Genomic DNA, 14,455 nt, shown 5'->3' on the forward strand with positions numbered 1-14,455 from the left:
ACCTGGTAGTCGTTGCGGGCCACTGGTGGCCAGCTCGAACGGATTCTTATAGGGTGCGATTTAAGCGCCCAAATTGAGCGCCCAAATTTGAACGCCAATTGTGGCATCCCGGACAATAGCCCCATGTCAGCCAATTCCCCCACTCCTTTTGCAGGGCCGCACCTGCTGCTTCCCTTTGCGGCCTGCAGTGCACAGGCCTGGCTGCCCACGATGAAAGCGCTGCCGGCCGACAGCACGCGCAACCTCAAGCAGCTGCTCAAGGGCATGAAGTCAGTACACACTGATACGGCAGATGCACACACGCTGTCGCCGCCGCACGAGCGAGCCTTGGGCCTGACGCTGGGGATTGCCGCCGCGGATACGCCTGACGGGCTGATTCCGTGGGCCGCGCAGGATGCGGCGCAGCATCTGCAAGCCGGCACCGACAAGGCCTGCGCCTGGGTAACCCCCTGCCATTGGGCCATGGGCCGCGAACATGCCACGTTGACGGACCCTGCTGCGCTGGGCCTGACCGAAGCCGAATCCCGCACCTTGCTGGCGGCCATGCAGCCTTACTTTGAAACCGACGGCATCACCTTGCACCATGTGCCCGCACTGGGACCGGCGCGCTGGCTGGCCGAAGGCGAGCTGTTTCGCACGTTGCCCACCGCTTCACTCGACCGCGTGATGGGCCGCAATGTCGACCCGTGGTTGCCCGGCGGAAAAACCGAGGCCAAGGGCAGCACGGCCCGCAAGATGAAGCTGCTGCAAAACGAAATGCAGATGCTGCTCTACACCCATGCGCTGAACGACGAGCGCGCGGCGCGGCGGCAGTTGCCGGTCAACTCCTTCTGGCTGAGCGGCAGCGGCGCCCTGCCCGCTGGGTATGAACCTGCCAGCCAGGCGCCGACCGTGCCGCGCAGCCTGGCGCAAGCCGTTTTTGCCGACGACTGGCAGGCCTATGCCCAAGCCTGGGCCGCACTGGATGCCGGCGAGATGGCGCAGCTGCTGGCCCGCCAACGCGCAGGCGAGGCCGTGCGGCTGACGCTGTGTGGCGAGCGCGGCTGGCAGACGTTTGAAACGCACCAGGCCGGCCTGTTGGCCAAAATTTCGAACCTTTTGATGCCGCAGCCCTTATGGTACTTTCGCGACCAGCTATAAAAAAGATAGTAAACACACATGAAAATACAGGTACGCGACGTGCCCCCGCGCAGCGTCTGGGCGCTGCAGCAGGCCGGCATTCACCCGCTGCTGGCGCAGCTGTACGCCGCGCGCGGCGTGAATGCGGCAGACGAGCTGGACGACGGCCTGGCCCGGCTGTTGCCGCCCGCGTCGCTGCACGGCGCCGCTGAGGCCGCGCGGCTGCTGGCCGACGCGATGGCGGCAGGCAAAAAGATCTGCGTGGTGGCTGACTACGACTGTGATGGCGCCACCGCCTGCGCCGTGGCGCTGCGGGGCCTGAAGCTGCTGGGTGCGCAGCACGTCAGCTACCTGGTGCCCGACCGCGTGACCGACGGCTACGGCCTCACGCCGCCCATTGCAGAGCGGGTGAAGGCCGGTGGCGCCGATGTGCTCGTGACGGTAGACAACGGCATCGCCAGCATCGACGGCGTGGCGCGTGCCCGCGCCCTGGGCATGCAGGTGCTGGTGACTGACCACCACCTGCCCGCGCTGAAAGACGGTGAAGTGGTGCTGCCCGAGGCCGACGTGATCGTCAACCCGAACCAGCCTGCCTGCACGTTTGAAAGCAAATCGATTGCCGGTGTGGGCGTGATGTTTTATGTGCTGCTGGCGCTGCGGGCCGAGTTGCGCGAACGTGGTGCCTTTAATGCAGCCACACAACCCAAGCTTGATACGCTGCTGCCCCTGGTGGCGCTCGGCACCGTAGCCGACGTGGTAAAACTGGACGCCAACAACCGCCGGCTGGTGGCGCAGGGCCTCAAGCGCATACGCACGGGCCATCTGCCTGCAGGCCTGGCCAGCTTGTTCAAGGCGGCGGGCCGGCAGGCGCCGGTCGCCACCACCTTTGACTTTGCGTTTGCGCTGGGCCCGCGCATCAATGCGGCAGGCCGGCTCAGCGACATGACGCTGGGCATTGAATGCCTGCTGACCGACGACCCGGCGCGCGGCGATGAGCTGGCGCAAATGCTGGACGGCATCAACCGCGAACGCCGCGACATTGAGGCCGGCATGCGCGAGCAGGCGCAACTGGCGGCCGACGCGATGATTGACGAAGATGAGGAGCCGCCGCCGGCGATTGCCATCTTCGACCCTGAGTTCCATGAAGGCGTGGTCGGTATCGTGGCCTCACGCGTCAAAGACAAGTTGCACCGCCCGACGTTCGTGTTTGCCGCCAGCCAGGCCGACGGCAAAGAGCACGAGCTCAAGGGCTCGGGCCGCTCGATTCCCGGCTTTCACCTGCGCGACGCGCTCGATTTGGTGGCCAAGCGCCACCCCGGCGTGCTGCTGCGCTTTGGCGGCCACGCCATGGCGGCCGGCTGCACCATTGCCGAAGAGCACTTTGAAGTGTTTGAAAGCGCGTTGCAGCAGGTGGCGCACGAATGGCTGGACGCCGCCACGCTGACGCGCCGCATGGACACCGACGGCCCGCTGCCGGCCGAATACCGCCGCACCGACGTGGTCGACACGCTGCACAAGGAAGTCTGGGGCCAGGGGTTTGCAGCCCCCACCTTCAGCGAAGTGGTGGAAGTCGTGTCGCAGCGGCTGGTGGGTGAGAAACACCTGGCGCTCAAGCTCAAGCACCAGGGCCAGCCGGTCGACGGCATCTGGTTTGGCCACACCGAATCGCTGCCCGCGCGGGTGAAGCTGGCCTTCCGGCTGGATGCGGACGAATGGCAGGGCGTGAAGCGGGTGCGGTTTCTGGTGGAAGCGGCTGAGCTCTGACGGCCCGCTACCTCAAAGCCCTGGGTTTCTTAAGCGAATCGGGGTTTTGGCCAATAAGGGTGTGCGCAAGCAGCTCCTGAATTGATAGCAAACAGGGATACTTCAAGGGTTTCATCTGTTTACCCAAAAAGGCATAAGCCTTTACTCCAATTGAGAGTAATTCTCATTTAAGATGGGTTTTGCCCTTTTATCGGCTGATGCTTCGTTTGCCTCTTCGATTGCATATCGTTCGTTTGTTGACGAGGGCGCCTTCATCTTATGGAGCCCCGACATGCAAGGACCCTGTACCTCTCTGCCCGGCCTTGACCGGGAACACCGCGCCCTGCTCGCCCAGTACGGCGAGATCCAGAAGCGCTGCAGCACGGTGATTGCCGTGCAGGCCGCGGAAATCTCGCGCCTGCAATCCCAGGCGGTGCGCCTGCGTGCGGCGGCGATGGTGCGGGAGACGGCGCTGGCCTGGGAGCGTGAAGACCGGCAGGCCGTGGAGGCGGCCATCCCCGGCCTGCCCAAACGGCTGACGCTGGCGCGCCGGGTGGAGTGGCTGATGGGCCGTGTCCATGATTTGCAGGGTTTGGTGCGGGAACGCCTGGGCCGGCAAAAGAACACGGCGGCCCCGGCCACGCTGGCGGCGGCTTTATCAGCTTCGCAAGCCACAGCCGCCCTGCATGAAAAGTCGGTGCTGTGCGTGGGCGAGCAAGGCGCCGGCACCACCGCAGCCCGGCGTGTTGTTGAAATGGCTGGCGGGCACTTTTTGCACCATGCGGGTGACGACCTGCAGGACGCAGCCGCACTGGAGGCCAGCCTGGTCGCCGCCGACCTGGTGATCTGCCAGACCGGCTGCGTGAGCCACGACGCCTACTGGCGCGTGCAGGACCACTGCCGGCGCACCGGCAAGCAGTGTGTGCTGGTGGGCCAGCCGCAGGCCATGCAGTTTGTGCGCAGCCGGCAGGCGCCTGGCCTGCCAATCACTCCAGAAACCCAGAATATCAAGTCAAAAACGGCTCCAGCCCTTTAAGAGTTTGCGCGAGCAGCTATTGATTTAATAGCACCTCAGCAAGTTCTGCCGATGTCACTGCAACGCAAACTCACCGCCACGCGCAATCGCACGCTGGTAGGCGGGCCTGGCGTGGATGCGTGCCAGGAAATCCATCAGCCTGGGCCGGCTCTCGTTAAGCCCGCCGCGCGCGGCAGCCGCCTCCAGCGGAAAGCTCATCTGGATGTCTGCGCCGCTGAACTCGGCGCCGGCAAACCAGTCGCTCTGGCCCAACGACATTTCGAGGAAGTCCAGGTGCTGCCGCAGTTGCGGCTCGATAAACGTCGTCTTGACCTTGCCGGCGATGGCGCGGGCAATCGGCTTGACGAAAAACGGCATGGGCGAGTTCTCTACCTTGTCGAACACCAGCTTGAGGAGCAGCGGCGGCATGGCCGAGCCTTCGGCGTAATGCAGCCAGTAGGTGTAGCGCAGGTGCGCAGGCGTGCCGGCCTCGGGCGCCAGGCGGCCGGCGCCGTAGCGCGCCACCAGGTATTCAATGATGGCGCCCGACTCGGCCAGCGTGAACTCACCATCGGTGATCACCGGCGATTTTCCCAGCGGGTGCACCGCGCGCAGTGAAGGCGGCGCCAGCATGGTTTTGGGGTCGCGCTGGTAGCGCTGGATTTCATAGGGCAGGCCCATCTCTTCCATCAGCCAGAGGATGCGTTGCGAGCGGGAATTGTTGAGGTGGTGCAGGGTGATCAAGGGCGGCTCCATAAAACGGAAGCGCTGATGGTAGGCCATGGATTGCTGGCTTCAAGCTCCGGCGGTGACAGGAAGAAAACCTGAAAAGGGCAGGTGGCACCCCAGGGTGGGCACACCCAAACCTGACAGCGGAAGTTTCAGGAACTTCTGGTTACAGCATGCACCAGCATGGCAGGCAGGCACGGCTTCTTCGGCACCAGAACCATGCATTTTGTACACAATCTTTATATAAATCGCATACAAAGCTGGCACAAGCCTTGCACAGAAGCTTGGCATGAACGCTCTTGCCAGCCCGCCCCCTGCCGCCATTGAAGCCATTGCGCTGACCAAACGGTACGCACAGCAAGACAAGCCGGCGGTTGACGGCATCAACCTGCGCATTGCCAGCGGCAGCTACTGCTGCCTGCTCGGGCCTTCGGGCTGCGGCAAAAGCACGACGCTGCGCATGATGGCGGGCCACGAATCCGTTACCAGCGGCGACATCCTGCTGGAAAACCGCAACATCACCGACCTGCCCGCCGCCGGCCGCGGCACGGCCATGATGTTCCAGAGCTTTGCGCTGTTTCCGCATCTCTCGGCACTCGATAACGTGGCCTTCAGCCTGAAGATGAAAGGCGTGGACAAGGCGGCGCGCCGCCAGCAGGCCAAAGACTTGCTGGAGCGGGTGGCGATGGGTCACCTGGCCGAGCGCAAGCCGGCCGAGCTTTCCGGCGGGCAGCAACAGCGCGTGGCGCTGGCGCGCGCGTTGATCACGCAGCCGCGTGTGCTGCTGCTCGATGAGCCGCTGTCGGCGCTGGACCCTTTTCTGCGCATCCAGATGCGCGCCGAGCTGCGGCGCTGGCAAAAAGAGCTGGGGCTCACCTTTATCCATGTCACGCATTCGCAGGAAGAAGCCATGGCATTGGCCGACACCATGGTCGTGATGAACCACGGGTTGATTGAGCAGGTGGGCTCGCCGCATGAAATCTACAACCGCCCCGCGAGTGAGTTTGTGGCGCGCTTCATGGGCGGGCACAACGTGCTGGACACCCCCGCCGGCAAGATCGGCGTGCGCACCGACCACATGCAGATCACCCCGGCCGGCCAGGCCGCGCCCGACGCGCCGCACAACCGCCGCGCCGTGGTGACCGACGTCGAATACCAGGGGCCCTATGTATTGCTGGGCCTGCAAAACCCGGGCGTTTCACCGACGGCCCACAGCACGGCCGAGTTGTCGGTGATGGTGCCGGAGGCGGCGTTTGCGGCCCGGCCCTATGCGCCGGGTGACAGCGTGCAACTGTCATGGGCGCCCGAGGCGGCGCACACGCTGCAGGCCGCCCCTCCTGCCGTCATTAGTGCCTGATCCGTACGGCTCACAGAAATACAGATTTTTCAACCGTCCCTTCGCAAGAAGATTTCCACCCAAGCCACCAGGAGTTTTCACCATGTCCGACGCTCTTCCTGATCAAAAAGACACCGCCACCGACACCACCGTGGGCGGCGTGCCGCGCCGCGCTTTGCTCAAGGGCACAGCCGGCATTCTGGCCACAGGCCTGTTCCCGGCCGTGCACGCGCAGGAAAAAATCGTGCTGCGCTACCTGGGCACTGCGGTGAACCAGGACAAGGCCATTGCCGAGAAGTTCAAGGCCGACACGGGCATCACGATTCAGTACGTGGCCGTGACCACTGACGACGTGACCAAGCGCGCCGTGACCGCACCCAACAGCTTTGACCTGATTGACACCGAGTACTTCTCGCTGAAAAAGATCGTGCCCACCGGCAACTTGAAGGGCATTGACACCAAGCGCATCAAGAACGCCGACAAGATCACCACGCTGTTCACCACCGGCACCGTGGCCGGCAAGGCCGTGGGCGACCAGGGCACCGCGCCCAAGAAGGTGATTTACCTGGAAGGCGAAAAAAGCAAGGTATTCGCCAAGAGCCCGACGCAGTTCATGTCGCTCATTCCCACGGTGTACAACGCCGACACGCTGGGCATTCGCCCCGATTTGATCAAGCGCCCCATCAGCTCCTGGGCTGAGCTGCTGAACCCCGAGTTCAAGGGCAAGGCGGCCATCCTGAACATTCCGTCGATCGGCATCATGGACGCCGCCATGGTGGTGGAAGCCAAGGGCATCTACAAGTACCCGGACAAGGGCAACATGACCAAGAAGGAGATCGACCTCACGATCGCCACCCTGATCGAAGCCAAGAAGGCCGGGCAGTTCCGCGCGCTGTGGAAAGACTTCAATGAGTCCGTCAACCTGATGGCCTCGGGCGAAGTAGTGATCCAGTCGATGTGGAGCCCCGCCGTGACGGCCGTGCGCACCAAGGGCATCGCCTGCAACTTCCAGCCGCTCAAAGAAGGCTACCGCGCTTGGGCCGCCGGCTTCGGCCTGCCCGCCACGCTGTCGGGCAAGAAGCTGGACGGTGCCTATGAGTTCATCAACTGGTTCCTCGACGGCTGGGCCGGCGCGTATCTGAACCGCCAGGGCTATTACAGCGCCGTGCTGGAAACCGCCAAGGCCAAGATGGAAGCCTACGAGTGGGCCTACTGGATGGAAGGCAAGCCGGCCTCGCAGGACATCAAGAGCCCGAATGGCGATGTACTGGCCAAAACCGGCGCGGTGCGCGACGGCGGCAGTTATGAAGCGCGCATGGGCGGCATCGCCTGCTGGAATGCGGTCATGGACGAGAACAATTACATGGTGCAGAAGTGGAATGAGTTCGTCGCTGCCTAAAAATTGGCACACCCCTGTTGACGCTCACTTCGTGTAGCGTCCTCTCCCCTTGCAGGGGACGACACTTGCGGCCCGGCAAAGCCGGTTCCGCGGTGTCCTGGAACGGGCTTCGCTTCGCTTGCCCTTGGTAGCTCATTTTTTTACTTTTGGATGTTTATGAGTGCTCCTGCTGTTGCTGCGCATTCCGCTCCGGTCAAGGCGCCGGGGCGCAGCCTTGCGGCCTGGTGGCAGGCTACGCCGTTGACGGCGGTGTTTGTGGTGTTCTTTCTGGTTCCGCTGGCGCTGGTGTTGATGGTCAGCTTTTGGGACTTCAATGAGTATGAGTTGCTGCCGGGCTTTACGCTGAAGAATTACTTCGCCATCTTTGAAGGTTGCGGCAACACCTCGGAGCTGTGCGTCACTTTCAAAACCTATTTGTCGACCTTCAAGTTCAGTTTCCTGGTCTGGTTGATCACGCTGGTGACCGGGTTTTCGGTGTCGTACTTTCTGGCTTTTTTTGTGCGCTCGCAAAGCGTGCAGACGCTGTTGTTTGTGCTGTGCACGATCCCGTTCTGGACGTCCAATGTGATCCGCATGATCTCGTGGGTGCCGCTGCTGGGCCGCAATGGCCTGGTGAACCAGAGCCTGACGGGCCTGGGCATCGTGAACCAGCCTGTCGAGTGGTTGCTGTTTTCGGATTTTTCGGTGGTGCTGGCGTTTGTGCACCTCTACACCATGTTCATGATCGTGCCGATTTTCAATTCGATGATGCGCATTGACCGCAGCCTGATCGAAGCGGCCAACGACAGCGGCGCCTCGGCCTGGCAAACGCTGTGGAACGTCATCGTGCCGCTGTCGCGCACGGGCATCATCATCGGCTCGATTTTTGTCATCACCATCGTGATGGGCGACTTCGTGACCATCGGCGTCATGGGCGGCCAGCAGATCGCCTCCATCGGCAAGATCATCCAGGTGCAGACTTCTTACCTGCAGTTTCCGCTGGCGGCGGCCAATGCGGTGATCCTGCTGGCTATTGTGCTGATGATCATCTGGGCGTTGACCCGCCTCGTCGACATCAGAAAGGAACTGTGATGAACGACAAACGCACCGCCGGCTTCTGGTTCCTGGCCGCATTCTTTGCGCTGTTTGTGCTGTTCCTGTATGGCCCGATGTTTGTCATCGTGGTGCTGAGTTTTCAGGGGCCTGAAGGGGGACTGACGTTTCCGCTGCGGGGCGTGTCACTGCACTGGTTTTACAAGCTGGCCGAAGGGCTGGGCGTGGTGGACATTGGCGCGGCGCTCAAGCGCTCGCTGGGCCTGGGCCTGGCCGTGATGGCTTTCACGGTGGTGCTGTCGGTGCTGGCCGGCCTGGCGTTTCGCAAGAAGCTCGCGGGCGGCAACACGCTGTTTTTTGTGGTGGTGGCCAGCCTGATCATGCCGTCCATCATCGTGTCGCTGGGCATTGGGCTGGAGTTTCGCCTGCTCGACACCGGCGTCAAGAAAGCGCTGGAGGCTTTCGGCATGGCCGATGCACTGGAAAGCTACGGCACGTCGCTGGGCTTGTTCACCTCGGCGCTGGGTGCGCACCTGACCTGGACACTGCCCTTTGGCCTCTTGATCATGTTTGCGATTTTCAACCGCTTCAACCCGGCTTATGAAGAAGCCGCGCGCGACCTGGGCGCCACGCCGTGGCAGGGTTTCCGGCATGTGGTGCTGCCGCTGATCGCACCGTCGGTGGTGGGCATCGGCATGTTTGGTTTTACCCTGAGCTGGGACGAAATCGCCCGCACCTCGCAGGCTATCGGCGACGTGAACACCCTGCCGCTGGAGCTGCAGGGGCTGACCACCACCGTCACCACGCCGTCCATTTATGCTCTGGGTACCGTCACCACTGTGGTGTCGTTGCTGGTCATGGCGCTGGCCCTGGGCCTGGCCTGGTGGCTGGGCCGCCGGCAAAAGAAAGGCACCCGATGAGCGAGGCAACGCCCGTAACCCAGGCAACCCCCCTGACCGACAGCGAAATGTATGAGCGCGTGATCTCGGCCATCCTGGACCACCGCCTGCCGCCGGGCACCAAGCTGGTCGAAGACAAGCTGGCCGGTGCCTTCGGCGTGTCGCGCACGCGCATACGCCCGGTGCTGGTGCGCCTGGCCAATGAACAGGTCGTTACCCTCATCCCCAACCGCGGCGCCACCGTGGCCCAGCCCACCGAGCAGGAGGCGCGCGAAGTCTTCGAGGTGCGCCGGCTGATTGAACCCACGCTGGTGGAGCTCTTCATTGCCAAGGCGAGCGAGGCCGACATGCAACAGCTCAAACGCTGCATCGACGACGAGGAAGCCGCGCGCCTGGCCGGCGACATGCACCGCGCGATCCGCCTGTCGGGCGACTTTCACCTGCAGATCGCCGAACGCGCGGGCCACCAGACGCTGGGCCGCATCCTGCGCGAGCTGACCTCGCGCACGTCGCTCATCCTGATGACCTACAGCACGTCGCACAAGGACAGCCGCGACGAAGCCGCCGCCTGCGGCTGCCGCGAGCACCGCAAGCTGCTTGACGCGATTCGCCTGCGCGACGTCCAGGAAGCCGCGCGCCACATGCGCGAACACCTGACGCGGCTGGAGTCGCAGCTGCAGTTCACGCCGCCGGCGGATGATGCGCCCGACCTGTCCACGCTGTTTAGTTGATGGCCCCCACGCTTTTCACTTCGAGCCTGCGGCGCGCTGCCCCTTTCCTCTCGTATTGGGGCCGCCCGCTTGCGGCCCGGCAAAGCCGGTTCAGCGGGGACTACCAGCAGGGGCCGCGGGACTGGCTTCGCCAGACCGCAGGCGCCGCCCCCTTGAGGGGGGAACAAGCTACACGAAGTGAGCTTGGACAGGGGTGTACCTATTTCACCGCCCCCTTGAGGGGGGAACAGGCTACACGCAGTGAGCCTGGACAGGGGTGAATTCTTAACCATGCGTAAGCTATTGGTCATTAATCCAAACACGTCGACTTCGGTCAGCGCCTTGCTGCAGACCCACGTACAAGCCGCCGCCGGGCTGCACGTGCAGGTGCGCACCGTCACCGCGCGCTTCGGCGCGCCCTATATCTCGGATGAAGCCAGTTACGCCGTCGCCTCTCACGCCACGCTGGACGCCTGGGCCGCTGCGCTGGCCGGCACAGGTGAAACGGGTGGCGCACCAGAAACACCTGACGCGGTGCTCATCGGCTGCTTTGGCGACCCAGGCCTGCTGGCGTTGCGCGAAAGCAGCCCGGTGCCGGTCACCGGCCTGGCCGAGGCGGCGTTTATCGAGGCGGCGCGCCACGGACGCTTTGCCATCGTCACCGGGGGCGAGCGCTGGGGGCCGATGCTGCAGCGGCTGGCCCAGGCGCTGGGCCATGCGCCTTCGCTGGCCGGCATCCACACCGTTGCGCCGACCGGTGCACAGCTTGCGGCCGACCCTGCCGCCGCGCGCACCCTGCTCGCCCAGGCCTGCCGCGACGCGGTGCGCCAGCTGGGCGCGCAGGCCGTCATTCTCGGTGGTGCAGGCCTGGCAGGCATGGCCGCGACCCTGCAACCCGGGGTGAGCGTGCCGCTGATCGACAGCGTGCTGGCCGGCGCCCACTGGGCCCTGCGCAGCCATGCACCGCCACCGCAGCGCAGCCAGCCGGGCTTCGACGTGCCATGGGAGAAACTCTCGCCGGAGCTCACTGCTTTGGGGCTTTAAGGCTGTAGCCCAACAGGAACGAGCGCAAGCAGCTATATATTTCATAGCAACCGGTCATTTCAAGCGTAGTGGCGCATATCAGGCGAGGCAGGGAACGCTATTAAATTTATAGCTGATCGCGCTTGCCTATATTGGTCTGGCGGCCTGAAACATCTCAAAACCGCCTTCAGTGCAAGGGCATCGCGCGCACGCGCAAAGCGAGCCTTCTGGGGTCAGGGAGATTGCACCCGGCCTGCACCAATACCCCGCAAAGCCTAAAATGGCTCAGTGACTCCCAAAAACATCCTGAATGCCGACCTGCACTGCCACTCTGTGGTGTCAGACGGCACGCTGACACCGGAGGCACTGGCTGAACGGGCCAAGGCCAACGGGGTCGAACTCTGGGCCCTGACAGACCACGACGAAATAGGCGGCCAGCACCGTGCCGCCGCCGCTGCCAAAGCGCAGGGCATGCACTACCTCACGGGCACCGAGGTGTCCGTGACCTTCGCGGGGCAAACGGTCCACATTGTTGGCCTGGGCTTCGACGCCAACGACCCTGCGATGCAACAAGGCCTGCGCAATACGCGCGGCGGCCGTGAACAGCGAGCCATGGAGATGTCGGACTCGCTGGCCAAGGTCGGCATCATGGGTGCTTACGAAGGTGCATTGAAGTTTGTCGGCAACCCCGAGCTCATTTCACGCACACACTTTGCCCGCTTCCTGGTGGAATCCGGCGTGTGCCGCGAAACACCTGAGGTCTTTCGCAAATACCTGACCGAAGGCAAGCCCGGCTATGTGCCCCACCGCTGGGCCAACCTGCGCGACGCCGTCACCTGGATCACCGAGGCCAAGGGCATTGCCGTGATTGCGCACCCGGGCCGCTACAAGTTCACCCCCAACGAGGAATACGCCTTGTTCACCGAGTTCAAGTCCCATGGCGGGCGTGGCGTGGAGGTTGTCACCGGCAGCCACACGCCGCAGGAATACCTCAAATACGCCGAAACGGCGAAAGAGTTCGGCCTGGCCGCTTCGCGCGGCAGCGACTTCCACAGCCCCGACGAAAGCCACACCGACCTGGGTACCCTGCCATTCCTGCCTGGCGAACTGACACCGGTGTGGGAGCTGCTGGTGGACCGCATCCAGTGATGGCCGGCCCCGCGAGAAAAACCTCTCCTGCCCTGACCGGCATTGCGCTTCTGGTAGCCGCCATGGCCTGCTTCGCCGCGCTGGACACCACCACCAAACGGATATCGCTGAGCGTGCCCATCCTGATGGCGCTGTGGTTTCGCTATGCGTTCCAGGCCGTGGCCACGACCGTGGTGATGCTTCCAGCGCGCGGGCGAACGCTGTTTCGAACGGCGCATCCCAGGTTCCAGCTTTTACGCGGCGTACTGCTGCTGACCAGCAGCGGGTTGGCGTTTTTCAGCCTCAAATACATGCCCGTGGGCGAGTTCACGGCCATCATCATGATCACGCCGCTGGTCATCACCCTGCTGGCATCGCTACAGCTGGGTGAGCGCGTACCGGCGTTGCGCTGGGGGCTGGTCCTGGGAGGCTTTGCCGGTGCGCTGATCATCATCCGGCCGGGAAGCTCCGGCTTTGACTGGACGCTGCTGCTACCGCTGAGCCTGGTGGTGTCCAATGCCTGGTTCCAGATTTTGACCAGCCGCCTGGCCCGTACCGAAGACCCGGCGACCATGCACTTCTACACCGGCTGGGTGGGCACGCTCATCGCCTCGCTGGCCCTTCCCTTTGTCTGGACTTCGCTGGATTCCTGGGTGCTTTGGGCCTGCCTGTGCCTGATGGGTTTCCTCGGAGCCGTCGGGCACTTCATGATGATTCTTGCCTATGCGCGCACCACTGCATCAACCCTGACGCCGTTCCTTTACGCCCAAATCGGTTTTGCCATGCTGGGCGGATGGCTGATCTTTTCCCATGTTCCGGATCAGTGGTCGCTGCTCGGCATTGCCATGATTACCGTGTGCGGAGCCACTGGCGCCTGGCTTGCGGTACGCGAGAGCCGCATCATCATTGAACCCACCGAATCCTGAACCCCAAGCCGGCGGCAAACCTGTATGGCACAGTTTTTTGAAGTTCACCCCGAAAACCCGCACACCCGCCTGCTCAAGCAGGCGGTGGCGCTGCTTGAACGCGGCGGCATTGTGGCCGTGCCAACCGACTCCAGCTATGCGCTGGTATGCCACCTTGACGACAAGACCGCGGCCGACAGCCTGCGCCGTATTCGCGGCGTCGACGACAAGCATCACCTCACCCTGCTCTGCCGCGACCTGAGCGAGCTGGCGAACTACGCGCGGGTGGACAACAAACAATTCCGGCTGCTCAAGGCCGCCACGCCAGGGCCCTACACCTTCATCCTCGAAGCCAGCAAGGAAGTGCCGCGCCGCGTGAGCCACCCGTCGCGCAAGACCATAGGGCTGCGCGTGCCCGAACACAAGGTGCTGCAGGCACTGCTGGAGCTGCATGGCGCGCCGCTGCTGGCCACCACGCTGATCCCCCGGGACGGCACCGTGCCGTTGAACGACGCACACGAAATCCGCGAGCTGCTGGAGCATGAGCTGGCTGCCGTGATCGATGCAGGCGCCTGCCACCAGGAGCCGACCACGGTGATCGACCTGACGGCCATGGGCGACGGCGGCGAGCCTGTCGTGGTGCGGCAGGGCCGGGGCGAGCTGGCGGCATTGGGCCTTTAAGCCTTCCGCGCGGCAGAGCCGCCAGGGCGTCTGAGACAATCGCGGCATGGATATCGCCAACCTGATTCAAACCATTGCGGTCTACGCCTTGCCGGTGCTGTTCGCAATTACGCTGCATGAGGCAGCTCACGGCTATGTCGCGCGCTATTTCGGCGACAACACGGCCTGGATGCTGGGCCGTATCACGCTCAATCCGGTAAAGCACATCGATCCGGTGGGGACCATCCTCATGCCGGCCTTGATGTACCTGACGACGTTTGCCATCCCCGGCGGCCCGTTTATCCTGGGTTACGCGAAACCGGTTCCGGTGCAATTCGGCAATCTGCGCAATCCGAAGCGAAACATGATCTGGGTGGCACTGGCCGGCCCCGGCATTAATTTTGTACAAGCCATTTTCTGGGGCGTCCTGTTTCTGACCCTGCGCAACATCAACGGCAACTCAGAAGACTTCTTTTCACAGATGGCCACGGCGGGGATACAGGTCAACCTGGCACTTGCGGTGCTGAACCTGTTCCCGCTGCCGCCCCTGGATGGCGGGCGCGTTGCCGTCGGCATACTGCCGTGGAAGTATGGGCAGTACCTTGCACGCATCGAACCCTTTGGCTTTTTTATCGTTCTGGGCCTCATTGTCCTGAAGGTATTTGGCCCTCTCTGGATGCAGCCCATGATGGCGCTGTCTTTTTCCCTCCTCAATCTGGTCCTTACGCCTTTAAAGTTGATCTTCTGATGAGGTCAA

The 14,455-nt window shown here is 63.4% G+C and carries 14 protein-coding genes; 13 read left to right on the forward strand and 1 reads right to left on the reverse strand.

Going from position 1 to position 14,455, the window contains the following annotated elements:
• Positions 1 to 123: 123 nt before the first annotated feature.
• The 3 genes from ACXJKE_RS05555 (at position 124) to ACXJKE_RS05565 (ending at position 3,898) form a co-directional block, all read left to right on the forward strand.
• Entirely contained in the window at positions 124 to 1,140 is a 1,017-nt protein-coding gene (locus tag ACXJKE_RS05555) for a hypothetical protein (protein ID WP_457279551.1), read from the forward strand.
• A gap of 18 nt (positions 1,141 to 1,158) precedes the next feature.
• On the forward strand, positions 1,159 to 2,883 hold the full coding sequence (gene recJ, locus ACXJKE_RS05560; protein ID WP_457279552.1) for a single-stranded-DNA-specific exonuclease RecJ: 1,725 nt from the start codon (positions 1,159 to 1,161) through the stop codon (positions 2,881 to 2,883).
• A 433-nt stretch (positions 2,884 to 3,316) separates the two neighbouring features.
• A complete protein-coding gene (locus ACXJKE_RS05565; RefSeq protein ID WP_457279805.1) occupies positions 3,317 to 3,898 on the forward strand; it encodes a DUF2325 domain-containing protein in 582 nt (193 codons plus the stop codon).
• 54 nt (positions 3,899 to 3,952) lie between these two features.
• Here the strand turns inward: ACXJKE_RS05565 and ACXJKE_RS05570 are convergent, their stop codons facing one another.
• The gene (locus ACXJKE_RS05570; RefSeq protein ID WP_457279806.1) at positions 3,953 to 4,621 is read right to left on the reverse strand and encodes a glutathione S-transferase; all 669 of its coding nucleotides are present in this window, start codon (positions 4,619 to 4,621) and stop codon (positions 3,953 to 3,955) included.
• Positions 4,622 to 4,895: 274 nt separating this feature from the next.
• Here ACXJKE_RS05570 and ACXJKE_RS05575 point away from each other — a divergent pair, with 274 nt between their 5' ends.
• From ACXJKE_RS05575 to ACXJKE_RS05620, 10 genes are all read left to right on the forward strand, one after another.
• The gene (locus ACXJKE_RS05575; protein ID WP_457279553.1) at positions 4,896 to 5,963 is read left to right on the forward strand and encodes an ABC transporter ATP-binding protein; all 1,068 of its coding nucleotides are present in this window, start codon (positions 4,896 to 4,898) and stop codon (positions 5,961 to 5,963) included.
• An 82-nt stretch (positions 5,964 to 6,045) separates the two neighbouring features.
• Entirely contained in the window at positions 6,046 to 7,341 is a 1,296-nt protein-coding gene (locus ACXJKE_RS05580; RefSeq protein ID WP_457279554.1) for an ABC transporter substrate-binding protein, read from the forward strand.
• 156 nt (positions 7,342 to 7,497) lie between these two features.
• A complete protein-coding gene (locus ACXJKE_RS05585) occupies positions 7,498 to 8,412 on the forward strand; it encodes an ABC transporter permease (protein ID WP_457279555.1) in 915 nt (304 codons plus the stop codon).
• Positions 8,412 to 9,293: an ABC transporter permease gene (locus ACXJKE_RS05590; protein WP_457279556.1), complete on the forward strand. Its 882-nt coding sequence runs from the start codon at positions 8,412 to 8,414 to the stop codon at positions 9,291 to 9,293. The genes ACXJKE_RS05585 and ACXJKE_RS05590 overlap by 1 nt, the downstream gene beginning before the upstream one ends.
• Entirely contained in the window at positions 9,290 to 10,003 is a 714-nt protein-coding gene (locus ACXJKE_RS05595; protein ID WP_457279557.1) for a GntR family transcriptional regulator, read from the forward strand. Before ACXJKE_RS05590 ends, ACXJKE_RS05595 begins: the two co-directional genes overlap by 4 nt.
• Positions 10,004 to 10,273: 270 nt before the next feature.
• Positions 10,274 to 11,026, forward strand: a complete 753-nt coding sequence (locus ACXJKE_RS05600) for an aspartate/glutamate racemase family protein (protein ID WP_457279558.1) — start codon at positions 10,274 to 10,276, stop codon at positions 11,024 to 11,026.
• A gap of 267 nt (positions 11,027 to 11,293) precedes the next feature.
• The gene (locus ACXJKE_RS05605; RefSeq protein ID WP_457279559.1) at positions 11,294 to 12,154 is read left to right on the forward strand and encodes a 3',5'-nucleoside bisphosphate phosphatase; all 861 of its coding nucleotides are present in this window, start codon (positions 11,294 to 11,296) and stop codon (positions 12,152 to 12,154) included.
• Positions 12,154 to 13,059, forward strand: a complete 906-nt coding sequence (locus tag ACXJKE_RS05610) for a DMT family transporter (protein ID WP_457279560.1) — start codon at positions 12,154 to 12,156, stop codon at positions 13,057 to 13,059. Before ACXJKE_RS05605 ends, ACXJKE_RS05610 begins: the two co-directional genes overlap by 1 nt.
• 24 nt (positions 13,060 to 13,083) lie before the next feature.
• Entirely contained in the window at positions 13,084 to 13,719 is a 636-nt protein-coding gene (locus ACXJKE_RS05615) for an L-threonylcarbamoyladenylate synthase (RefSeq protein WP_457279561.1), read from the forward strand.
• 46 nt (positions 13,720 to 13,765) lie between these two features.
• Positions 13,766 to 14,446, forward strand: coding sequence for a site-2 protease family protein (locus tag ACXJKE_RS05620; protein WP_457279562.1), 681 nt, complete (start codon positions 13,766 to 13,768; stop codon positions 14,444 to 14,446).
• Positions 14,447 to 14,455 lie beyond the last annotated feature (9 nt).

The sequence above is a fragment of the Polaromonas sp. P5_D5 genome, from assembly GCF_054049435.1.